We start from the raw sequence: 23,327 nt of genomic DNA on the forward strand, positions 1-23,327 counted from the left end.
TTTTCCCCGGAAGTGCTAAAATTTAGGCAGTGGAGAATATTTAGGCATAGTTTATGCGGTTTGCCTTAACTTAACTGACACTGTAAATAATATCGGGCTGGCTGTAATTTTATCGAAAATTTTGATCTGATAGTACGCTTAAGGCTTGCAGAACATAATGAAGAAAAGAACACTTTTCACAATATTACTGATTATTTTTCTAATCGCGATGGCAGTACTTTTCCGTTCCCATAGTCAGGAGCTCTTGTTGCAAGGAGAGGTTGATGCGCCAGAAGTTATTGTTGCGTCTAAAGCGATGGGGCGAGTCGTTAAGGTCCATATTGAACGAGGAGATAGTGTCAAAGCAGGACAACTGATGGTGAGTCTTGATAGTCCTGAACTGGCGGCTAAAGTTGCCGCGGCGCAAGCTGTACGTGATCAAGCTAAGGCAAAACTTGAATTATCCCTGCATGGAACTCGAGAGGAGAACATTCGAAATTTAGAAGCTATTTTTGCACAGGCCCAATCAGAGTACACAAACGCACAACGTGAATTTAATCGCCTCAAAAATATGTCAGCCAACGGCTATGTATCTGCCAGTGCTCTGGATAATGCACGCAACGCACGGGATATTGCCTATCAAAAGATGTTGGGGGCTAAAGCAGATTTGGATGAAGGAAAAAATGGCGACCGTATAGAGTTAAGACAGCAGTTTCAGGCAGCATTGAATGAAGCAGAAGAAAACCTGCGTGAATTGAAAATACAGAGTGATGATCTGCAAGTCAAAGCCCCTGTTGATGGCGAAATCGGGCCATTGCCGGCAGAAGTTGGTCAACTTTTTAATGCTAATAGCCCGTTGGCGACATTGATACGTATTTCAGAGGCTTATTTTGTTTATAACCTGCGTGAAAATATTTTGGCGAACGTTCGCAAGGGCGACAAAATTAAATTGCGTGTACCTGCACTGGGAAATAAAGAGATTGAAGCTGAAATCCGTTATATCGCGCCAATGGGGGATTATGCAACGAAACGCGCAACCCGGGCGACGGGGGATTTTGACCTGAGAACGTTTGAGGTTCGGTTATATCCATTGCAACCCGTTGATGGCTTACGTCCGGGTATGAGTGCCTTATGGCTCTGGAATAAGTAAGGTATAAATAAGGGCCGCCTGATGAATAGAAAAGCGGTGTGGAGCAGTTTCGAACAGGAATTTACGCGAGAATTTAGTACTGCGCTGCATAGTCCGGTTTTTCACTGGCTAGGGTGGCTGTTTCCTTTGCTGCTGTTTATCTTAATTAGTGCTAATTATTCAGAAGGAACACTGTTTAATTTGCCTGTTTCGGTTGTGGATAATGACCAGAGTACGCTGTCACGCACTTTTATCCGTAACTTGGATGCTGCACCCCATGCGAATATTAAGTCTTATGACAATAGCTTGCCAGAATCTATAGAACGTTTGCGTAGGGCGCAGGATTACTCCCTACTTTATATCCCTGAGGATTTTGAAAAAGATGCTTTAAGCGGGAAACAGCCGACGGTAAGTATGTATTACAATGCCCTATTTTATGGCGCAGGTCGCTACTCGACTCAGGATTTCAGCGGATTGGTGGCGGAAACTAATGCAAAATACCGTACAATCATTGCTTCCGAAATAGGCCGGCAGTTACCTCCATTAGCTAAAGCAACCATGTCCTATGACAGCTTGTTTAACGCCAGCGGCAGTTATATCTATTACCAGCAATTTGCGGCAACCATTCATCTATTACAACTTTTTGTCGTCACATGTACTATCTATACAATGGCCAGAGGAAAACAGCTCTTGGAAACGAGATATTTCATCGGAGCATTGTTGGGAAAATTGGCGCCTTATACCTTGATTTTCACACTGCTATTGATGGTGGAAATTACGGCACTGGTTCTTTTTTCGGGAGCAAAAGTAGCGGGTAATCCTTTGTATATGCCGATTGTTGGATTTTTCTATGTGATTGCTGCACAAAGCATTGGCCTATTGCTGTTTACCTTCACCAACAGTGCAATAACTGCCTATACCTTGATTGGGATGTTAGTCAGTATTGCGATGACGTTTTCTGGCATGCTCGTGCCAACACTCTCTATGGTATGGCCCGCGAGGGTTATCTCTACTCTTGAGCCATTAACTTATGCTTTGAATGCCATGTTTGATATCTTCCTGCGAGAGGTATCACTACAGATTATTTTGCATGTTTGCCTGATATTGATGATCTATCCTGCGGTTTGTGGCCTTTTGATTCGCAATCGCTTGTGGCAGCGCCTTAATCGATCAGAGGGAACCGCATAATGTCGAGTAATGGGCAAACAAATTGGGCGTTGTATTGGCAGACCCTGCGCGATGTATTTTTGGGGATGCTGGAAAAACCCATGTGGTTGCTGTTGATTGTTTCGCTATGTGTGATGAGCCTGGTCTACATTCGTCCTTCTTTGTGGGACTTACCGATTGCAGTGATCGATCAGGATAACAGCCATGCGAGTCGCACGCTGATCCGCCGTATTGATTCCATGGCAAAAGTGGCACCCCAAATCTACAGCAATCTCGATGATGCCCGTCGTGACATGCTACAGCGCACAATCTTTGCCATTATCATCGTGCCGGTGGATTTTGAAAAACGTCTGTTGAGTGGACAGAATGTCACTGTGCCGGTTTATGGTGATGCGACAAATCGTCTCGCCAATGGGCAGATCCAACAGGATTTAGCACTGGCTTATCAACAACTTTTGTCAGAATACAACGGCAAATTACTTTTGCAATCGGGTTTCAGCATTGAGCAGGTGAAAACTTTGCTACAACCGATTCGAAGTGAAACTATTGGGTTATTTAATCCGGGTGTCAGCTATGCTGCAATCATATTTCCTGGTTTATTGGTCATGCTGTTGCAACACTCTTTGTTAGTAGCTTGTGTTCGCGTCAGTATTACCCTGCGGGAAACGCCCAAAGGTAATCCGCCGTTACCCGTCTATTTAGGAACATTGTCCGCTTTGATCCCTATCTGGCTATTTCTGTCAGTGATCTTTTTTATCCTGTGGCCGTGGATATTGGGGTATCGGCAGGATGCACCGATTTACCTTGTGCTTTTACTGACATTTCCATTCTTGTTGACGGTATTGGGATTGGGAAAATTGGTGACAGAATGTTTGCGTAGCGTGGAAATGATTTATTTAACGCTGGCTTTTATTACCACGCCAATCTTCTATATTTCCGGCACAATCTGGCCGCCCCAGGCGATGCCTGATTGGGTCAGGGTGATCTCATTGGCATTGCCCTCGACATGGGCGACAAAAGCAATAGCAGGGGTTAATCAAATGGGATTGCCATTGCACAATGTATACAAAGATATCGGCATGATGTTACTGCTTGGTGTGATGTATATGGTTTTAGGCATTTTGGTTGGTATGCTGCGCAATAAAGAATTTCGTTGTATCATCCAGCGTATTAAACAGTTCTTTTCATCGTAATATCCATAAAATCACATCCATAAAGAAGCCGACAGGGATATTTGATCATTCAAATTCTACAGGGGATTTGAATGTCTGTAAGGCTGTTGCGATTCGTTCGGTAGACGTTTTTTAATAAGGGATTTATCATCGAATTTCACATTGTAAGCAACTCCTTTTCTCTATTAATCTCTTTCCTGATACATTGTTTTTCAGCATCGTTTATGGGTTGAAGGGAATACAGAATTGGGACTACATGTGAAAAATCAGATGGATTCCATTGAAGTGGGATCTATGCCATCCATCCTTCGCTTTGGTCTATTGCGTCTGGCTGAATTGATCAAAGTGGGACAGAAAGAGGGCGCTGATCAGAACGATCGCGCGTTATCGTCATGTTAATCAGGGTCGAAATTCCTGTCGATGCTATGGGGATTGATTGTTTGTTACGCCAATCTTTTGAAACATCGGCAGAAGCTGAGTTAATTCATCAACTAAGAGAAGATGGTTTATTGACACTAGGTATTGTTGCGACCGACGATGAAGGCCATGTGATTGGTTATGCCGGTTTCGCACCTGTTGATATCAATGGTGAAGATCATCAATGGGTAGGTTTGGCGCCATTGGCAGTGGCGGAACCGTATCGTTGTCATGGGCTTGGTGAAAAATTGGTTTATGAAGGACTAGATAGCCTGAACGAGTTTGGATATGGAGCGGTTGTAGTGCTGGGGGAGCCTCAATACTACTGCCGTTTGGGTTTTAAACTTGCTAGTGAATATCAAGTGCATTGCCAATGGCCTGATTGTGAGGATTACTTCTTGATCTATCCCCTGGCTGATATTTCACAGGGAGACTGTCATGGTTTGGTTACTTATCCAGCCCATTTTGCTCACCTGTGGGCATAACCTGAGTGAAAAGCTTCTCAGATGAACTGATTTTTGTTAAATAAGTCGTTATGCAGAGAGGCTGGTCTATCACTAGCCTTTCTTTTTGTTGCTTACTCAGTTTTTTCACGCGATATTCCATTTTTAATGCCACACTTTTATCCCCCACCTGACTTTGATAGACCAACGTCAAGGGGGCTTTTCCTTTCAGGTATTTTGCGCCTTTTCCGGCTGCATGTTGCTTAAATCGACAAGAGATATTGTTGGTTATTCCGGTATACAGGCTCCCATCCCGTGTTCTGATCAGATAAATATACCAGTGAGATACTTTAATATTCATTATTTATTTTTAATAATTTTAGCAATTTAATTTATGTAGGAAATTAACGCATATTTCAGTGATAAGTGTGATTATAAGCTGAGTTTTTGATGATTTTTAAATATAACAAAATGAATTTATTAAAATTATATGTCATTCATTAACCAGTGTCAGTGTTTTTTGTTCAAAAAAATTGAAAAAATATAGCAACAATTGCTAATTATAATATTCTGAACAAGCGTATAACATGCTCACAATTACAAGAGATTAATGCCATGTTAAAAATGAGTAGAGGAGCAAAATATGAAAAATGTAAAAACTATTATCGCTATTTTAGCATTAAGTGCGGTTTATTCCGGTTCTTTTGCTGCTACTGAAGTTCAGGTTGCTAAGGGAGAAAAGATCGGGGTTGTTTCAGTGAGTGGTGCAGAGACACTAGATAGCCTGACCGCAGAGTTATCCAAAAAAGCTGATGAAGCTGGAGCAACTCATTTCCGTGTTGTGTCTGCAAATGGCCAGAATCAACTCAGTGGAGTTGCCGAAATTTATAAATAATTTATAGTGTTTCTATACAAACCTCAGGATTTATTGAGTCAAATTCAGAACACGTAACTGGATAAGGCGTCTGTCGTGTTCTGTTATGGCTTAAATAAAATAACGGTATGGAAATATATGGATTTAAATAAAGAAATTTTAATAATTAGCCGATATCTTGCCAGGCAGCATGTATTTACTCTTTGCACTTCTTCAACCCAGGATTTATGGTGTGCGAACTGTTTTTATGTTTTTGATGCTGATAGCATGGTGTTCTGGTTTATGACGGAATCTGATACCCGCCACGGCCAGATGATGCAAAACAATCCTATCGTTGCAGGTACTGTTGCCGGCCAAACACGCAATATCGCGCAAATCAAGGGTGTTCAATTTCGTGGTGAAGTCATTCCATTGGCAGGTGAAGCTGAAACTATCGCCAGAGCACGTTATTGCCGCCGTTTTCCCATCGCTTTGGCAGCCAAGTCCCCAATCTGGCAGCTCAATATCAATGAAATTAAAATGGTGAATAATACCCTCGGTTTTGGCAAAAAATTGCATTGGCAGCGTTAAAAATAGTGGATAACCTGATTATGGCTGCCTCGCCAGATTAACGAAGGATCATACAGCACTTGTTCAAATTTCCCATCCACTACCACATGGATATAACTGATAACTTCTTGTTGAATTTCACTTAATTCATTAAGGACATAACCTGTCCATAGCCAGATATCCTTATCTGGGCATTCTTCCTGTACACGTTTAACCAGTTGCAGTATGTGGGGAACATTATGGGGATGCAGAGGATCACCACCAGACAGTGACAGACCTTGCCGTTTAATACGATGATCTTTTAGGTCAGCGATGATCTGATCTTCGATTGCTTGCGTAAAAGGCTGGCCTGAATCGATTCGCCATGTACTTTGGTTGTAGCAGCCACGGCATTGATGCAAACAACCTGATACGAACAGCGTACAACGAGTTCCGGGGCCATTTACCACATCAAGCGGATAATATTGATGATAATTCATGCTATTAACCTATTTGCCCATTGCCGAGATGTTTCACGCGGCGTTTCACTTCCTCCTGCTTACCGGCATTGAATGGGCGGGCATCCGGGCTGCCGAGGTAACCACAAACACGGCGAATAACTGAAACATGGGCTGGATCATGATTGCCACATTGGGGACAGGTGAATCCCTTACTGGTACAGGCAAACTCACCGGTAAAACCACATTGATAACACTCATCAATTGGCGTATTGGTGCCATAGTAAGGCACACGTGAATAACTGTAATCCCAGACATCTTCTAATGCTTTCAAATTATGTTGCAGATTGGGATACTCGCCGTAGCAAATAAAACCACCGTTTGCTAATGGTGGATAGGGTGCTTCAAAGTCCAGCTTATCATAGGGATTAACCTTCCTTTCCACATCCAGATGGAAGCTGTTGGTATAATAGCCCTTATCGGTGACACCTTGGATGATGCCAAATTCAGCGGTATCCAAACGGCAGAAGCGGTCACATAAATTCTCGCTTGGTGTACTGTACAAACTAAACCCATAACCCGTCTCCCGCTTCCACTGATCGACGGCGTTACGTAAGCGTTTAACAATAGAGATGGCTTTCTGCTGGCGCTGTTGATCATCAAACAGGTGAATGTGATTACCATATAACGCATTTATTGTTTCATGAATGCCAATATAGCCCAACGAAATAGAAGCACGGCCCTGTTTGAAAATATCGGCAATATTGTCATCTGCTTTCAGGCGTACACCACATGCACCTTCCATATAGAGGATCGGGGCAACGCGAGCCTTGGTATTTTCGAGGCGAGAAATTCGGGTTATCAGCGCTTTTTTGGCGAGTGACAAGCGTTGATCCAAAATTTGCCAAAAATCAGCTTCGTTACCCTTAGCTTCGAGCGCAATGCGGGGAAGGTTCAGGCTGATAACGCCTAAATTGTTACGCCCTTCGTGAATTTGCTGACCGTTTTCCTCATACACGCTGAGAAAACTGCGGCAACCCATTGGCGTTTTAAATGATCCTGTTACTTTGATCACTTGATCATAATTGAGGATATCGGGATACATGCGTTTACTGGCACATTCCAGGGCCAGTAATTTGATGTCATAGTGGGGATCACCAAACCGGTGATTCAATCCATCACGAATGGTAAAAACCAGTTTGGGGAAAACGGCGGTCTTACGGTTTTTTCCCAAACCCGCAATGCGGTTGCGCAGAATTGAAATTTGAATCAGGCGGGCTTCGTTGGTTGTCCCCAATCCGAAACCGAAAGTGACAAATGGTGTTTGTCCATTGGCGGTATGCAGCGTATTGACTTCATATTCCAGAGACTGGAAGGCGTCATAACACTCTTTTTCCGTGCGGGCTTCTGCATAGGCAAGCTGATCGGCAATATTCCACTCTTTGGCAATGGCCAGATGTTTGTCATAACTGGCCTTCACAAAAGGGGCGAGGACTTCATCAATACGATTAATGGTTGTGCCACCATAAATGTGGCTGGCAACTTGTGCGATGATTTGGGCGGTGACCGCAGTGGCGGTAGAAATGGATTTGGGCGGTTCAATTTCCGCATTGCCCATTTTAAAGCCGTTAGTCAGCATGTCCTGCAAATCGATCAGCATACAGTTGAACATAGGAAAAAACGGGGCGTAATCCAGATCATGATAGTGAATTTCTCCTCTATCGTGTGCCTGCACTACATCATGTGGCAGAATATGTTGCTTGGCATATTGTCGGGCGACAATTCCAGCCAATAAATCACGCTGGGTTGGAATTACCTTACTGTCTTTATTGGCATTTTCATTGAGAAGAGAGAAATTGCTTTGCTCGATCAGACCCCGAATTTCTTGATCTAACCGATCATGCCATGTATGGGAAGCCTGTTCAGAGGTATTGCCCTTACTAACGTCATCCTGTTGCGTCACAACCATTTTCACGATATGGCTCCTCAATATGTTATCCACAGGCCAAAATGAGATGAAGGCTCGCTTTCTGCTTTAATGTGGATAATTTTGTGTATAAATACTATATGTAGTGGTTATTTTATATTAAAACACAATATGTAGCTTTTATAAGCTAATATACAACCTAAAAAATTGATCCAAGACAGAGAAAGGGAAGATTATGAGGGGGAGGAAGATGAGACGGGAATAACAACCCTGATACCGGAGTTATCAGGGTTGAGAAAACGACAAATTAGCCACGAATGGCGATAGCTTCGATTTCGATTTTCACGTCTTTTGGCAGACGGGCAACTTCAACACATGAACGGGCAGGGAACGGTGCATTGTGTTCAGCGAAGAACGCTTCGTAAGTTGCGTTCACGGCCGCGAAGTCATTCAGATCCTTAACAAACACGGTGGTTTTTACGATATCAGCGACTTTCAAGCCAGATTGTTCAATAATAGCTTTAACGTTTTCCAAAGATTGACGGGCTTGAGCAGTCACCTCTTCAGGGATAGCACCGGTTTTTGGATCAACAGGGATTTGGCCGGAAGTGATAACCATGCTACCCAGATCAACACCCTGAACATAAGGGCCGATTGCTGCTGGTGCATTTTCGGTATGGATAGAACGTGACATTCGAAACTCCTGTTTGACATCTAAATGGAAAAATTTTCTGGATCGCCATTATAGTGATCCTCTGTCCCGCATCAATTGATACAGGACATTCTTACAGATTACGTGAACTGGCAGCGGATAGATTGTTTGAATCGGAGATTAATCGTTATCGATAACGGCTTGACGATCAAACTCTTTCTCACAGTACTTACAGCGCAACACCACATCGTCTTTTTCTGACATAACATAGAAGCTGCTGTCGACAGGTTCATTATGGCTGATGCAATTACTGTTTGGGCAGACAAGGACACTGTCGATTCTGTCGGGCAAGTTGATTTGCATCTTTTTGACCACAACGTAATTCTCAATATTATTGATTGTGGCATTGGGTGCATACATGGCGAGTTGGTTTGCCTGTTGTGCTGTCAGAAAGGTGTTTTCAATCTTGATCAGATCTTTTTTACCCAAATGGTTGGAAGGCAGATTCAGGCCAATCGTAATGCGCTGGTCTGTTTCGGTGAGTTTGAACAGTGACAATAACTTAAAGCCGACGTGGGCTGGGATGTGATCGATAACCGTGCCACATTTAATGGCTTCTACTTGTAGTTGATGGTCTTGCGTCATGTTGTGTCATGAATACCGTTTCGGTATTCCTCCTCCAGATATTAGGGTCGGCTTATTTTGTCATAGACGATTTGGCATTTCACCTGATTACCTTTTGAATATAAAAGACGATTTAACTCAATAATAGAAAATAAATAAAATTTGATGGATAGCACTTCTGTTGCTAACCTGTAAATATATTGTTGCTTAAATGAAATCAATACCAATATCACAGTGTAAGGTTGAACATGTTGCTATCTGCTTCTTCTGGAAATATAAACGTGGGAAAAAATGCTGCGGAAAAAATCTCGGTAGAGGGTGATTTTGATTGGAAAATAATTAATGAAATTCCTATTTATGAATGCCATGAATCTTTAGAAATCATTACTGATTCGAATAAATTAAAACAAAAATCGGTTTATTATCTGGCAGGAATAAAAGGCTCTATTGAATATTGTATGGTAAGAAAAAGTGTGGCCGAAAAATTAAGGATAGCATCACAGTTACTTCCTGCTCATTTGGGGATTTTAGTATTGGATGGCTGGCGTTCACGGGAAACTCAGCAAGCATTGCAAGAGATAACGCAGGTAAAGATCGCAGAGCAATATACTGAATTATCGGCTGAGGAACAGCATAAACTATTACAGCAATTTGTAGCTCCAGCGCCAGTAGGAAAAAATCAAATCAGCCCACATCTGACAGGAGGTGCAGTGGATGTCACGCTCTTTAATATAGAATCTGGTCATGCACTTTTTTTGGGGACAGAGTTTGATGAAGTGAATGAACTTTCCTACACCGCTGCATTGGAAAAAGCCCCTGAAAAAAATATGTCTGCCACTTTATATCGCCGATTACTCTACCACGCCATGAAGCAAGTAGGATTTACCAATTTACCGACTGAGTGGTGGCATTATGATTACGGTAACTCCATGTGGGCATTTTATAACAATCGGACAGCTATTTATGGAGCAATAGATGAAACTTCAGACTATTTGAATAAGTAAATCATTGAATGAGTCAGTGCGTGAATATCTTCTTTTTTATTTAAAAAATATCGGGAAAAAATAATGAAAAATACATTCATCACAGCTGACAATTCATTAATGCTGTGGGCTTTTATTATGATTGTTGTCGCTGCCGCCATAATGGCAGAACAGCGTTTTAAATGGGCATCTAAAATACCGGGAGCAGTGATTGCATTGATCGTTGCTGTCTTGGCTTCCAATTTAAATATCATTCCTACCGAAGCACCGGCTTACGATGCTGTTTGGGGATATATCCTGCCCCTGGCAATCCCCTTATTATTATTTAAAACCAACCTGCACACTATTCTTAAAGAAAGTGGACGATTACTGATACTTTTCCTGATTTCTTCCGTTGCGACCATGATTGGTACAATCGTCTCCTTCTGGCTTTTCAGGGTTTACATACCAGAGTTAGATAAAATCAGTGGCATGATATCGGCTTCTTATACGGGAGGAGGAGTTAACTTTGCGGCAATGGCCGCCAAGCTGGAAACTTCCCAGGACATGGTGGCCTCTACCATCGTTGCTGATCATTTTATGATGGCCGCTTATTTTATTATCCTGATGCTTTTATCTGGTTGGACAGTGGCGAGAAAATTCTGGGGCAGTCCATATACCGATTTGGTTGAAAATACGCCTAATTTAGATAAATCCCAACCCTTGGCGGCTGCTTATTGGAAACCAAAAAATATCGCCCTGAAAGACATTGCTATATCGCTGGCATGGTCAATTTTTATCGTTGCGCTATCATTTCAGCTTTCATCATGGTTAAAAGCCTTGCTTGGGCAGCCAAACAACGTTTACCAAGAGCTGGTTTTCAGCCTGATTTCCGATAAATACCTGCTTCTGACTACCGTCACTTTTATTATTGTCTCAATATTTAAAGAGACATTTAGCAAACTGAATGGCACTCAGGAATTGGGGACTTACGCCATTTATATGTTTTTTGTTGTGATTGGCATACCTGCATCTGTTCAAGTCATTATCAGCCATGCGCCACTCCTATTTGCCTTCGTCTTTGTGATTACTATGCTGAACTTGATACTGACTTTTGCCGTGGGAAAAGTGTTTAAATTCAGCCTTGAGGAAAACATTTTGGCGTGTAATGCCAATATCGGCGGGCCAACTACCGCAGCAGCGATGGCAATTAGCCGTGGTTGGATTAATCTGGTCGGCCCGATTATGGTGATTGGTACTGTTGGCTATGTCATTGGTAATTATGTGGGAACGTTCGTTTATTTTATGGTAGGTAATTTGTGATGTGGCATATTTCTGTTTTAGTGATTCCAATCGTTATACCCGTGTTCTTCTTTTTCTCTCAAGCCTAATAACTCGGTTTTTTCGTGATATAACCACGGAATAATTATCACAATGGGCAGATAGGAGTATGATCACAGCGGTGGTAAGCCGCCAATGAATGAAATCGACGTTATTGGTTCACCTGTAAAGATGTGGCCTAATTGTATTGGTCGCGACATAAAAAATAGAGATTTTTATGAAATTCAAATCAAAAATAAAACCTTACCATGCGGCTGCTGGTGGTTGGGGTTCGCTGGAGGCAACAACCCGTTTTGTCTTTGATAGTAAACGAGCACTGAAAAATATGGTTAACCTGATGCGCATGAACAAGCCCAGAGGCTTTGATTGCCCCGGATGCGCATGGGGGGATGACAACAAAAGCCTATTTAGTTTTTGTGAAAACGGTGCCAAGGCAGTCACTTGGGAAGCGACACGTCGGTATGTTGATCGAAAATTCTTCGCAACCCATAGCATTAGTCAACTTTACCAACAAAGCGATTATTTCCTTGAATATCAGGGGAGAGTGGTTGAGCCGATGAGCTATAACCCGCAGACGGATCATTATGAGCCGATAAGTTGGGATGATGCTTTTGCCCTGATTGCCAGCCACATTAAGGCGATGGATAACCCCAATCAGCTTGAACTATACACTTCGGGGCGCGCCAGTAATGAGGCTTCCTGGCTGTATCAATTGTTTGGGCGTGTCATGGGAACCAATAACTTCCCGGATTGCTCCAATATGTGCCATGAAGCCAGCGGTTCCGGTATGTTGGAAAGCTTAGGCGTTGGGAAAGGCACCGTTCGGCTGCAAGATTTTGATCATGCTGATGCTATCTTTGTATTTGGTCAAAACCCCGGAACAAACCACCCGCGAATGCTGCATAGCTTACGACATGCTGCTGAGCGCGGAGCACACATCGTTACGTTTAATACCCTGCGTGAGCGCGGGCTGGAACGTTTCGCTGATCCACAAAAACCGCTCGAAGTGATCACTCCAATGGCAGGGGAAATTAGCCACCGTTACTATCAGCCCAAACTTGGTGGCGATATGGCTGGGGTGCGAGGGATAGTCAAAGCACTTTTGGAAACCCATAACGTCCTGCTGGCTGAAGGAAAATCAGGTATTTTTGATCTGGAATTCATCGCAACTTACACCAACGGAGTGGATGCTTACTTACAAGAAGTTGCAGCAACCGCATGGTCATTGATTGAAGATCAATCGGGATTAACCGAAGCACAATTGCGTGAGGCGGCTACCATTTATCAGAGTGCTGGGCGTGTCATCTGTACCTGGGCAATGGGGATAACCCAACATAAACACTCTTTGGTTACGGTACGTGAAATCGTTAACCTTCAATTGCTTTTTGGTCAATTGGGTAAATCGGGCGCAGGGCTTTGTCCGGTACGTGGTCACAGTAATGTACAGGGTAACCGGACGATGGGAATAAATGAGAAACCGTCCCAACTTTTCCTGGATAACATGGCTGCTCATTTTGGTTTTGAGCCACCTCGTGCACATGGCCATCATGTTGTGGAAGCGTTGAGTGCCATGTTGCGTAATGAAGTTAAAGTTCTGATCGCACTGGGTGGAAACCTTGCGGCAGCGGCTCCAGATAGTGCACGGACAGAAGACGCGCTTAGACATTGTGATTTGACCGTACACATCAGCACAAAATTAAACCGGAGTCATCTTATTACCGGTAAAAAAGGTGCCCTTATTCTGCCAACATTGGGGCGTACCGAACGAGATATTCAGGCTACGGGCGCACAGTTTGTGACGGTAGAAGACTCTTTCAGCATGGTTCATGCCTCAGAGGGCGTAAATAAGCCATTATTTGATAGCCAGCGTTCTGAAACAGCGATTATTGCTGGTATTGCCAATGCAACAGTCGGCAATCGCGCAACGATTAACTGGCTGGAATTAGCCGGAGATTACAATAAAATTCGCGATCATATTGCAGCGACTATTCCAGGGTTTGCTGATTTTAATAAAAAATGTGAACATCCCGGCGGTTTCTATCTTGGTAATGCTGCTGCCGAATTACGTTTTGCAACACCGAGCCAAAAAGCTGAATTCAGTCATGCACCGCTGCCAAAAACACTGTTCCCGCAAATTGAAGGCGCTGATGTTCCTTTCACTTTGCAAACTTTGCGTTCACACGATCAATATAACACCACGATTTATGGGCTGGATGATCGTTATCGAGGGGTTTATGGTCAGCGGGAAGTGTTGTTCATGAATCCGGAAGATATTGTTCAATTGGGATATCAGGTCGGTGATTTGGTAGATATCGAAACAGTATGGAATGACGGTATCAAGCGTAAAGTTTCCGGCTTTAAATTAGTGCCTTATACCATTCCACGTGGAAACCTTGCCGCTTATTATCCAGAAACCAATCCATTAGTCCCAATGGAAAGTATTGGTGATGGTACAGGCACGCCAACTTCAAAATCTGTACCGGTGAAATTATCTCTTACTGAACCGAATGGGTCTGAACCTCAACGTCTTGTATAAGACGTTTATGGCTCTTTTGCCTACCTATCTATCACAGTTAGTAATATGTCGATTCAGGCTCGGTTTTTGAAGATAACAAGTATTCTTCATTAAAAACCGAGCTGGATAAAAATCTTTTCAAAGAAAGTACGATTATGATCAAGGAATAGTTTCCCCAATCATCATATTGATGCCTATTTATTTTCTATAACAACATCTTCATTCAATACCAGTGACAATAATGCCTGGCGGGCGAAGATGCCATTTCCTGCTTGCTGGAAGTAGTAAGCATATGGCGTTTTATCAACATCTACTGTGATTTCATCGATACGTGGTAGCGGGTGCAGCACTTTCAGGTTTTCCTTAACATTCTCCAGATCCGCTGCGCGCAGAACAAACTGAGCCTTGATATTGGCATATTCTGAAGGATCAAGACGCTCTTTTTGGACACGGGTCATATACAGAATATCGAGTTCGGGCAGCACATCTTCAAAATTATTGTGGAGGCTGTAACTCACCTGTTTTTCTTCCAGCATATGCAGAATATAGCCTGGCATTGCAAGTGCATCTGGCGCGATAAAACAGAAATGGTTGCCATTAAATTTCGCCAGAGCTTGTGTCAGTGAATGCACGGTACGACCATATTTCAAATCACCGACCATAGCAATTTTCAGGTTTTCCAACCTGCCCTGAGTTTCCTGAATGGTGAACAGGTCGAGCAACGTTTGGGTCGGATGCTGGTTTGCGCCATCGCCGGCGTTGATAACAGGGATATGGCCGGAAAACTCAGAAGCCAGTCGTGCCGCACCTTCCTGTGGATGACGCATAACGATTGCATCGGCGTATTGGCTGATAATGGAAATAGTATCAGCCAACGTTTCTCCTTTTTTACCCAATGAAGTATTACTACTGTCAGCAAAACCCACGACGGAAGCGCCGAGTCGCTGAATGGCAGTTTCAAAAGAGAGGCGGGTACGTGTGGAGGCTTCAAAAAAGCAACTTGCTATCACTTTGTTTTTCAGTAATTCAGTCTGTGGATTGGCTTTTAATGCAGCGGCCGTCTGCAATACCAGTTCCAGATCTGCGCGGCTCAGATCATTAATTGAAATGATATGCTTGCGATATAACGGATTAGCCATGTTTACGTTCCTCTTTTATGACTTTTAGCCTTGGACTGGACAGGCAAAAAAAAGCCCCTCAATTGAGGGGCTTTTTAAATGTTTGGTTAAGCAATGGGAAAAACAACGCGTTTACGCTGTCAGCAGACAGAGCTTCGTTAGCTTGGTGTTTTCTAACAGTTTTTACAACGCAATCTTTCATGTTTTCTCCCAGCAAATCGTCGCGCATTATACTCACGATAGCATTCATCGCAAGGATTGCCGGAAGAAATTTTTGTTTCAATTAATGGCCAGGTTAAATAGCCTGCATAATGATGTGATTATTCGTTTCGATCACCTAAACTGACCGCCATTCTGTTGAGAGCATTGATTAAGGAGATTGCTGCTGTCAGGTCAACAATCTCTTTTTCTGTAAAAACAGCATCCAAGCGTTCTTTGATCTTATCCAATATACTTTGCCTAGGATTTGTCGTTAAGGCTTCACACCACTCCAATGCCAGTTTTTCTTTTGGGTTGTAGATACTGGAATTGAACCATGCAGGTAACTTATCCAGCTTTACTTGTTCTATACCATGATCTTTGCGGATTGCTTCGGCATGAAGATGGCAACAATAGGCACAACCATTAATTTGAGATACCCGTGTTTCCACCAACAGAACAAGCTCTTGATCCAGTTCAGAGGCATGGATTTCTTCATAGCTTTTATATAACGGGTTAACAATCCTGGGTGAGACTTTTGCATAATTCATTCTTATCTCTCTGATATTTTGTTTTTTGTCGAAGGGGATTAACCAGAAATAGGTAATATAAATCTATTTTCCCACCAGAATTTATACTGATATTTATACAGTTATTTAACAATAAATGCGGCAAAATCTGCGGCCAAATCAGTATTTGGAAATACTTCCCGACATTCCGCCAATAATCGCGGGCAATCCTTAATTCCATAGCGTCCGCTAATGTGCGTAGCGATAAAGTGTTTGACCTTGGCATCGCGTGCCAATGTTGCGGCTTGTTTAGTGGTGGAATGCCCACACTCGTTGGCTTTTGTGGCAAATGCATCTTCCAGCGTGATTTCATGCACCATCACATCAACATTGGCAGCCAGTTTCAGTGCTTCGGGTGTCGGTTCAGTATCCCCGAAAATAGCCAATGACTTGCCACGAATCGGTGTACCTAAATAATCTTTGCCGCAAATTGTGCGGCCATCTTCCAGTGTTATTGTGCCGCCCTGCTTTAAAGCCTGCATCCAAGGGCCACGGGGAATGCTATCCTGATTTAATTTTTCCGCATCAAGTGCGCCGGGTTTGTCGTGTTCTTCAATACGGTAGCCATAGCATTCTACGCGATGGTTCAAGGCATAAGCCGTGACCTTGAGTTCGCCATCATCAAACAGTTGTCCGGGCTGGACTTCGATAATTTCCAATGGATAGGTCAGGAAAGAACTGCTCAATTGCAATGTGGTTTCCACAAACTGACGTATCCCCGTTGGCCCATATAAGGTGAGGGGATCGCTAGACCCTCCCATCGAGCGGCTGCACAATAATCCGGGCAAGCCGAAGATATGATCACCATGCAAATGAGTGATAAAGATTTTCTCCAGTTTAGCTACCTTGATGGGAGAATGAAGGATCTGGTGCTGGGTTCCCTCACCGCAATCAAACATCCACAGCGCGTTGCGGGTGCCCTGTAAATCGAGGATCAGGCTGGTGACATTGCGCTCTTTTGTGGGAATGCCGGCGCTGGTGCCTAGAAATTTCAGTTCCATGTTGTTGTTCTCCTGTCTGTTTTTTCTGTTGACGGGAAACAGCAAATAGTTTGCGACCTGCTTCCGATAAGCTGCTGGATTCACGGCAGACTTTAATCACCGTTTCCAACTGTTGACAATATTTTGGAGTTCCTTGTTTTGCCGTTTCACTATTCCATAGTGCAATTCAGCCTCAGTAATACTAGATATGCATATTCTTGAGGGTGGTATTGTGCGTAATTTGGTGATTACTGCTGTATTTTTTCGAAAAATATCACTGACTGTGTTTGTGTCCAGCATATATATTAAAGAATTCCTTCAAATGGATCGCGTTTAGTTATGTCCTGATTCCGATCATTGACATCTAAAAAATCATTTGGAATAGAAAGATTATTTAACATATTGAAAAATAAATCCCAGTCATCATGTTTAGATTTTTTTTTCGACAAAATAATATCCCCATTTTTATCCTGGCGGATATAAACTCTATCAGTATCAAATTCAAACATGACAGTTAACCGAATGGCTTGATTACGTCCATTTTTGAAAATTTTTACAACTCTTTCCATAATTCACCTCTAAAACCAGCTAGCATATGTCAACCTTAAGCACATGTTAAAGTGCCGGCAAAATTTAATTTTAACTACTCGATTAACAATGAAATTTAATGATCTGCTACGAATTAAACGGGCAGAGAATGAGGCAGAATGTGATCAGCGTAAAGATAAGTAATTTAGTATTTTCAGTAATCTCATTTTACCCTTGTTTTTGTATTCGGAGATAGATATGACCATTATGGATTCCCTGCTTGCATTTACTGTGGCGGCGACATTACTTACATTGACCCCTGGCCTGGATACTGCGCTGGTTCTACGAACTGCAACGGTGGAAGGGAGTAAAAAAGCTTTTCAGGCCGCCCTTGGTATTAATACGGGATGTTTTATTTGGGGTGCAATGGTGGCATTTGGCCTTGGTACATTGATTGCTGTATCAGAGCTGGCGTTCAACATCTTAAAATGGTGTGGCGCATTGTATTTATGCTGGTTGGGCATTCAAATGATCTGGCATCCCCAAAAGGATCTTGGAAGAGAGGTATCTTCTTCTGTTAAGGGCCAGAATTGGTTTATCAAAGGAATGTTAGGAAATGTACTGAACCCGAAAATGGGCGTGTTTTATATTTCTTTCTTGCCGCAATTTATTCCTCAAGGGCATTCACCCACTTTATGGACATTTAGTTTAGTGGCAATTCATGTCTTGCTTGGCACATTGTGGTCACTGTTATTGATTTATGCCACACGCCCGCTGTCCCATCTATTACGCCGTGAAAATGTCATTAAATGGATGAACCGCGCGACAGGCGGATTATTTTTGCTGTTTGCGTTTAAGTTAGTGATGAGTAGTCGGCGATGATTTTGCCAAGTGAGGGCAAAATATCTAACTAAATTCAGAAAAAACAGCTAAAAAGATAGCTGTTTTTTCTGTAAAAGCTAACTTATTCGATTAATGGCAATTTTCAAATCTTAAAACCTGTATATTGGAGTAAGGTGAATATATACTCAGGACTCCTTTTTATATTTCATAATCAGAATGGTTTTAAATATTTATGATTATAAATCAATTGGTTGATAACTCTATTCCAGAATAAGAAAATAATGCAGGAGCACCGCCTGTATGCACAAAAAGCAATGGCTTTTGACTTTCAATGGTATTGTTCAGCACATTATCAATTAACCCAGCCATCGCTTTTCCGGTATAGACGGGATCTAATAAAATACTCTCTTTCTGCGCTAATAGTGTAATGGCATCTAACCCTTGTTTATTTGGCATACCATACATGGGAGCGAAATAATTATCCCACAAAAGAACATCTGGACAGGTTGTTTGGCCTAAGAGCGAGCTGATTTCATGCTGCAATTGACTCACTTTCGGTGCTTGCTCAGTTGTAACACGTGAGACGGTAACGCCAATAACCGGTGTTTGAGGTAGTACAGAATGTAACCCGATAGCCAACCCTGCATGTGTGCCTGCGCTTCCAGAGGCAACAATCACAGCAGCAAACTCCACATTTTTCGGTCGCTGCTCGGCAATTTCTAATGCGCAACGCACATAACCCAATGAACCAAGGGCATTGGAACCGCCGACAGGTACAATATAAGCATCTTCGAGATTGAGTTGATCAATCAATTCTTCCATTTGCCTATTTGGATCGGTCAATTCATCACACATGACACATTGAGCGTTGAATAATTCCGTCAGCAGTTTATTACCATTATTGAGAAAATTGCTATCATAGTTTTGAATGGGATTTTCTAATAAAGCGACGCATTTTAGACCATATTGCGCCGCAATAGCCGCTGTTTGCCGTACATGATTTGATTGAATTGCTCCAGCGGTAACAATAACTTTAGCCTTTTTTTGTAAGGCGTCAGCAATAAGGTATTCCAATTTACGTAATTTATTTCCACCCATCGCTAAGGGAGTTAAATCATCTCTCTTAATATAAACATCGCGCCCTAAATAGTGGGATAAATTTTCCAATTTATCCATCATAGTTGCCGTTTTTAGTAAATCAACATGGGCAAATTTTGCTAAATTTTCTTTTAAAGACATATTATCCTCAGCGGGTTGCCAGTTAATAAGTAAGGCCTAAATAGAAATAAATGACGAGAGCGAAACTTGCAGTAACCAATGCATATGGCATTTGAGTCCGAATATGTTCAATATGGTCACAATCTGTTGCCATTGATGCAACGATAGCATCGCTGGAAATTGGCGATGTCATATCACCAAAAATAGAACCGGCAATTGCGGCACCAATCATATATTCAGGAGGCATACCCACTGAAATACCTAGCTGTACCCCAATAGGGATCATAATTGCAAATGTCCCCCATGAGGTGCCCGTTGCTAATGACATGATGGAACTCATCAGGAAAATAAAACCGATGGAAAAACCTGCCGGAATGATACCAGAAGTCATTTGTGCAATATAGGCACCGGTATTTAAATCAGCGGAAACGTTACCCATTAAGAATGCCAATACCATGACAGAGCTTATTTTTATCATGCTGGCATAACCAATATAAAGCTCTTTAAAAAAGGTTTCGATGGTTAAAACGCGGCGTAATAAGAACCAGAAAAAAGAGACAGTGGTTCCAAACATAACACTCCAATAGATAGAGGTTGAACCGCTGCCCTTACTAAAATCACCATCACCTGTGATATAGAGGGCAATAGGGAGCATTAATACCGTCGATAAAATAGGAATAAAAAAGTTTAATGAAGTATGGCAGTTGGGGTGTTCAATAACATCATCACTATCTTCACTGTGTTTGTCTTCAATATCACTATTTAAATGTTCATGTAAGGCTCGCATTTCTGCGGTTTTCATTGGCCCCCAAGAAACATTAGAGAAAATATAAAATAAGACAGAAGCCAGCGATAACCAAGCCATAATATTATAAACCATAGAACCCGCCAGGATATCAAATGGCTCACCGCTGATTAATCCCCTGGAAATCTGTACACCGATGACCCCCATCATTGCGGCACCCCAACCATTAATCATGGCAGAAGAACAGACAGAAACACAGGATGTCTGGATAATGTAAGACATTTTTTCTGGTGGGATACCGTAATTTTTGGCTAATTTCTTGGTTGATGCTCCAGCAATTAATTGGTTAATTGAGCTTTCAATAAAAATTAATGATGTAATGATCATTGCCAAAAACTGAACAGCTTTTTTATTTTCAATCAGTTGTGTCTTGTCCGTGAGTAAACGAACTAAAGATCGCACGCCCCCTGTAACAACCACAAGCCGCATTATGCCACCAATCATCAACATAAAAATGATGGTTTTTGTATTGCCTGAAGAGGAAAAGGTATCAATAATACCTTCAATAGTTCCTTGTATACCTAAAATAACATTATGGTTATTAATGACAGTAAAACCAACTAATATACCGAGTAGTAGTGATAAAATAACCTGGCGTGTAAATATAGCTAAAATAATTGTAACAACAGGGGTAATGATGGTCCAAATACCGTAATCATTCATTTTTTATTCACCTTATTTTTTTGTTATTTTTTATATCAAGTAAATTTATTCTAATGCTTGTTCAAGGTCAGCTAATAAATCGCGAATATCTTCAATCCCTACTGATAAGCGTAATACAGTATCATAAATTCCGATCTCCTCACGCTCTTCTTTTGTCATTGAGCCATGTGACATAGTTGCAGAATGGTTAACCATACTTTCTACACCACCGAGAGATTCTGCTAAAACAAAATAGCGTAATTTGCTTAAAAATCTCTTTGTGTGCTCCAGAGTGCCTTTTAATTTAATTGTAACGACGGCACCACCTGCGCGCATTTGCTGCTGGCAAATGGAATAGTGTGGGTGAGTGGGCAAACCGGGATAATAGACTTGTTCAATGCTTGGATGAGATTGAAGAAAATTGGCAATTTCAAGTGCATTAGCGCATTGTGCTGACATTCTTAACGCTAATGTCTTTAATCCACGTAGTGCTAAATAGGCATCAAAGGGAGATGCAATAGCACCCATGGTCGTTTTTAGGAAATCTAGCTTATTGGCTAAATCATTCCGATGGGTAATAACCGCTCCGCCAATAAGATCCGAATGACCACCGATATATTTACTGGTAGATAGCATCACAACATCTGCCCCCAATTCGAGGGGTTTTTGATTCCATGCGGTTGCAAATGTATTATCAACACAAGTTAAGATATTGTAATTTTTCGCGAATGCACAAATACGTTTAATATCAACTAATTCTAATAATGGATTCGTTGGGCTTTCTATCCAAATTAATCGAGTATTATCTTTTATTTTAGCTTCAACTTCAGTGAGATTATTTAAGTCGACATAGTCAAATTGATGACCATTATTTTCAATTGCTACCCGTTCAAATAAACGAAATGTGCCGCCATAAACTCCTTTCATAGCAATAATGTGGGATTCTTTAGGTAACAAGTTTAAGACTAAAGCAGCGGCTGCTACACCAGAGGCGGTTGCAGTTGCATAAATACCACCTTCTATTTCGGCTAATAATGTTTCGTAGGCATAGCGTGTTGGGTTACTGCAACGGGAATAGCAGTATTCACCATGCTCAGATAAATCTTTCTGTACAAAAGTACTGGCTGTTGTAATGGGGGGGAAAATAGCATGGTTTTCTTTGTCCTGCTGTTTTCCACCGTGGATTAACGTAGTCGCTATATTTTTTATCATTTTTGTAATCCTATACATTAGTTATCAATATATTTTTAGGGAAAATATCACACTATTGAAAAAGAATATGGCATAGAGAGATAAAAAAAATTTCCCAAAAAGTAACTAAATTTGGTTAATTTAGAGAAAATTTTTTCCTAAAATTATAGTTTTACATATAAATTAATAGGTTAAATCAATATGATTTAATGTGATGATTATCAATATACTGGAAATTTGTGGGTCATGTATTCAAAGCATTGATCGCCCTCAAACATAATATTCACGTTCAATGAAAGTGCCGATGATTTTGTCATGCATTTCAGGTGATTTTGAATAACCGAGTGTTTTACGGTTCAGGCGCTTTATTCGGTTACGTCAGGTTAAGTTTTCGCGTTCAATACGTTGAGTAAAATATTTTCCAACCAGATGGTTGGCTGAAGGCAGTAAATTATCGGCACGGTAATTATCAGTACACCAAAAGGCTATCTTGAATTTAGACAGTTTTTTCAATAACTTTTTCAGCGTTTTCTTGTTTCGTCTACCAAAAGCCTGTGCAATGATACGTTTTAGGCGAGGCTCCCAAGCATACCATAACCAACGTTGGCACTTTTTATTCCCGACGAATGACCACATTTCGTCAACTTCACAGATAAACTCAATTTCAACTTCACCCATTGGTAAGGTCGTTACACATCGTGGCTGGCGTTTTTTAAAACGCGCACGACAGCATTAATGCTAATATGCAGGGCTCTGGCAGTATCACGGATACCGGCATTGTTCATAGCAAGATCAACGACTTGTTTTTTTATTCCGGCTTGACAGGCTCGATAAGCATAATCGAGCTGGAAAGTACGATGACAGGATAAACAACGATAACGTTGGTGACCACCTTTGCCAATACCGTGTTTTTTAACGTCCTTGGTTTGGTGACAAAATCGACATTTTACTTCCACTGTAGCCATGTATGTTATCTCGCAAAAAGGGGCATTATAGATGAAGAAAAGGTCATGATACCAATAAATTGGTATCATGACCTTTTACTGA

24 protein-coding genes and 1 pseudogene are annotated in these 23,327 nt (G+C 41.8%); 11 read left to right on the forward strand and 14 right to left on the reverse strand.

Translation table 11 applies throughout. From position 1 onward, the window contains the following. Nucleotides 1-157 precede the first annotated feature (157 nt). From BDE27_RS13600 to BDE27_RS13620, 5 genes are all read left to right on the forward strand, one after another. Nucleotides 158-1,129: an HlyD family secretion protein gene (locus BDE27_RS13600; RefSeq protein ID WP_099132618.1), complete on the forward strand. Its 972-nt coding sequence runs from the start codon at nucleotides 158-160 to the stop codon at nucleotides 1,127-1,129. Between the two features lie 21 nt (nucleotides 1,130-1,150). After that, on the forward strand, nucleotides 1,151-2,296 hold the full coding sequence (locus BDE27_RS13605) for an ABC transporter permease (protein ID WP_099132617.1): 1,146 nt from the start codon (nucleotides 1,151-1,153) through the stop codon (nucleotides 2,294-2,296). Further along, nucleotides 2,296-3,468: an ABC transporter permease gene (locus BDE27_RS13610; RefSeq protein WP_099132616.1), complete on the forward strand. Its 1,173-nt coding sequence runs from the start codon at nucleotides 2,296-2,298 to the stop codon at nucleotides 3,466-3,468. Before BDE27_RS13605 ends, BDE27_RS13610 begins: the two co-directional genes overlap by 1 nt. A gap of 237 nt (nucleotides 3,469-3,705) precedes the next feature. Continuing rightward, nucleotides 3,706-3,846 carry a hypothetical protein gene (locus tag BDE27_RS13615; protein WP_370588216.1) on the forward strand — a complete coding sequence of 47 codons (141 nt, stop codon included), beginning with the start codon at nucleotides 3,706-3,708 and terminating at the stop codon, nucleotides 3,844-3,846. Next, nucleotides 3,840-4,349 (forward strand): GNAT family N-acetyltransferase, encoded by a 510-nt coding sequence (locus BDE27_RS13620; protein ID WP_099132615.1) that lies wholly within the window; start codon nucleotides 3,840-3,842, stop codon nucleotides 4,347-4,349. Before BDE27_RS13615 ends, BDE27_RS13620 begins: the two co-directional genes overlap by 7 nt. Here the strand turns inward: BDE27_RS13620 and BDE27_RS13625 are convergent. After that, on the reverse strand, nucleotides 4,312-4,668 hold the full coding sequence (locus BDE27_RS13625) for a GIY-YIG nuclease family protein (protein ID WP_099132614.1): 357 nt from the start codon (nucleotides 4,666-4,668) through the stop codon (nucleotides 4,312-4,314). The genes BDE27_RS13620 and BDE27_RS13625 overlap by 38 nt on opposite strands. Nucleotides 4,669-4,950: 282 nt before the next feature. Here BDE27_RS13625 and bhsA point away from each other — a divergent pair, with 282 nt between their 5' ends. Together bhsA and BDE27_RS13635 are read left to right on the forward strand one after the other, a co-directional pair. Beyond that, nucleotides 4,951-5,202, forward strand: coding sequence for a multiple stress resistance protein BhsA (gene bhsA / locus BDE27_RS13630; RefSeq protein WP_099132613.1), 252 nt, complete (start codon nucleotides 4,951-4,953; stop codon nucleotides 5,200-5,202). Between the two features lie 117 nt (nucleotides 5,203-5,319). Further along, nucleotides 5,320-5,751, forward strand: a complete 432-nt coding sequence (locus BDE27_RS13635) for a YhbP family protein (protein WP_099132612.1) — start codon at nucleotides 5,320-5,322, stop codon at nucleotides 5,749-5,751. Here the strand turns inward: BDE27_RS13635 and nrdG are convergent. The 4 genes from nrdG to pyrI all read right to left on the reverse strand — a co-directional run bounded on the left by nrdG (nucleotide 5,748) and on the right by pyrI (nucleotide 9,391). Then, a complete protein-coding gene (gene nrdG / locus BDE27_RS13640) occupies nucleotides 5,748-6,209 on the reverse strand; it encodes an anaerobic ribonucleoside-triphosphate reductase-activating protein (RefSeq protein WP_099132611.1) in 462 nt (153 codons plus the stop codon). The two genes, BDE27_RS13635 and nrdG, sit on opposite strands and share 4 nt — an antisense overlap. Before the next feature lie 4 nt (nucleotides 6,210-6,213). Continuing rightward, complete coding sequence (nrdD, locus tag BDE27_RS13645) at nucleotides 6,214-8,136, reverse strand: anaerobic ribonucleoside-triphosphate reductase (protein ID WP_099132676.1); 1,923 nt, start codon at nucleotides 8,134-8,136, stop codon at nucleotides 6,214-6,216. A gap of 265 nt (nucleotides 8,137-8,401) precedes the next feature. Further along, on the reverse strand, nucleotides 8,402-8,788 hold the full coding sequence (gene ridA, locus BDE27_RS13650) for a 2-iminobutanoate/2-iminopropanoate deaminase (protein WP_074022651.1): 387 nt from the start codon (nucleotides 8,786-8,788) through the stop codon (nucleotides 8,402-8,404). Between the two features lie 138 nt (nucleotides 8,789-8,926). Continuing rightward, a complete protein-coding gene (gene pyrI, locus BDE27_RS13655; RefSeq protein ID WP_099132610.1) occupies nucleotides 8,927-9,391 on the reverse strand; it encodes an aspartate carbamoyltransferase regulatory subunit in 465 nt (154 codons plus the stop codon). Between the two features lie 260 nt (nucleotides 9,392-9,651). On the opposite strand from pyrI, the gene BDE27_RS13660 reads away from it, so the two are divergent. From BDE27_RS13660 to BDE27_RS13670, 3 genes are all read left to right on the forward strand, one after another. Beyond that, nucleotides 9,652-10,374, forward strand: a complete 723-nt coding sequence (locus BDE27_RS13660; RefSeq protein ID WP_167450608.1) for a M15 family metallopeptidase — start codon at nucleotides 9,652-9,654, stop codon at nucleotides 10,372-10,374. A 63-nt stretch (nucleotides 10,375-10,437) separates the two neighbouring features. Beyond that, entirely contained in the window at nucleotides 10,438-11,655 is a 1,218-nt protein-coding gene (locus BDE27_RS13665; protein WP_099132608.1) for a DUF819 family protein, read from the forward strand. A 235-nt stretch (nucleotides 11,656-11,890) separates the two neighbouring features. Beyond that, nucleotides 11,891-14,209 (forward strand): FdhF/YdeP family oxidoreductase, encoded by a 2,319-nt coding sequence (locus BDE27_RS13670; protein WP_099132607.1) that lies wholly within the window; start codon nucleotides 11,891-11,893, stop codon nucleotides 14,207-14,209. Between the two features lie 173 nt (nucleotides 14,210-14,382). On the opposite strand, the gene pyrB is transcribed toward BDE27_RS13670, so the two are convergent. The 5 genes from pyrB to BDE27_RS13695 all read right to left on the reverse strand — a co-directional run bounded on the left by pyrB (nucleotide 14,383) and on the right by BDE27_RS13695 (nucleotide 17,622). Continuing rightward, nucleotides 14,383-15,327, reverse strand: coding sequence for an aspartate carbamoyltransferase (gene pyrB / locus BDE27_RS13675; RefSeq protein WP_099132606.1), 945 nt, complete (start codon nucleotides 15,325-15,327; stop codon nucleotides 14,383-14,385). A gap of 299 nt (nucleotides 15,328-15,626) precedes the next feature. After that, nucleotides 15,627-16,055, reverse strand: coding sequence for a carboxymuconolactone decarboxylase family protein (locus tag BDE27_RS13680; RefSeq protein WP_099132605.1), 429 nt, complete (start codon nucleotides 16,053-16,055; stop codon nucleotides 15,627-15,629). Between the two features lie 101 nt (nucleotides 16,056-16,156). Then, a complete protein-coding gene (gene rnz / locus BDE27_RS13685; RefSeq protein WP_099132604.1) occupies nucleotides 16,157-17,074 on the reverse strand; it encodes a ribonuclease Z in 918 nt (305 codons plus the stop codon). 96 nt (nucleotides 17,075-17,170) lie between these two features. Further along, nucleotides 17,171-17,353 carry a PIN domain-containing protein gene (locus BDE27_RS20300; protein ID WP_338066699.1) on the reverse strand — a complete coding sequence of 61 codons (183 nt, stop codon included), beginning with the start codon at nucleotides 17,351-17,353 and terminating at the stop codon, nucleotides 17,171-17,173. A gap of 5 nt (nucleotides 17,354-17,358) precedes the next feature. After that, nucleotides 17,359-17,622, reverse strand: coding sequence for an antitoxin (locus BDE27_RS13695; protein WP_099132603.1), 264 nt, complete (start codon nucleotides 17,620-17,622; stop codon nucleotides 17,359-17,361). A gap of 217 nt (nucleotides 17,623-17,839) precedes the next feature. Between BDE27_RS13695 and BDE27_RS13700 the strand changes: the two genes are divergently transcribed. Further along, complete coding sequence (locus tag BDE27_RS13700) at nucleotides 17,840-18,463, forward strand: LysE family translocator (protein ID WP_099132602.1); 624 nt, start codon at nucleotides 17,840-17,842, stop codon at nucleotides 18,461-18,463. Nucleotides 18,464-18,667: 204 nt separating this feature from the next. On the opposite strand, the gene BDE27_RS13705 is transcribed toward BDE27_RS13700, so the two are convergent. From BDE27_RS13705 to BDE27_RS13720, 4 genes and pseudogenes are all read right to left on the reverse strand, one after another. Beyond that, nucleotides 18,668-19,663, reverse strand: a complete 996-nt coding sequence (locus BDE27_RS13705) for a D-cysteine desulfhydrase (RefSeq protein ID WP_099132601.1) — start codon at nucleotides 19,661-19,663, stop codon at nucleotides 18,668-18,670. A gap of 22 nt (nucleotides 19,664-19,685) precedes the next feature. After that, nucleotides 19,686-21,110, reverse strand: a complete 1,425-nt coding sequence (locus tag BDE27_RS13710) for a Na+/H+ antiporter NhaC family protein (protein ID WP_099132600.1) — start codon at nucleotides 21,108-21,110, stop codon at nucleotides 19,686-19,688. A 45-nt stretch (nucleotides 21,111-21,155) separates the two neighbouring features. After that, complete coding sequence (locus tag BDE27_RS13715; RefSeq protein ID WP_370588244.1) at nucleotides 21,156-22,310, reverse strand: trans-sulfuration enzyme family protein; 1,155 nt, start codon at nucleotides 22,308-22,310, stop codon at nucleotides 21,156-21,158. A gap of 240 nt (nucleotides 22,311-22,550) precedes the next feature. Next, nucleotides 22,551-23,245 (reverse strand): annotated as a pseudogene (locus BDE27_RS13720) (IS1 family transposase). Nucleotides 23,246-23,327 lie beyond the last annotated feature (82 nt).

Source organism: Xenorhabdus ehlersii, assembly GCF_003610465.1.
Classification (GTDB): domain Bacteria; phylum Pseudomonadota; class Gammaproteobacteria; order Enterobacterales; family Enterobacteriaceae; genus Xenorhabdus; species Xenorhabdus ehlersii.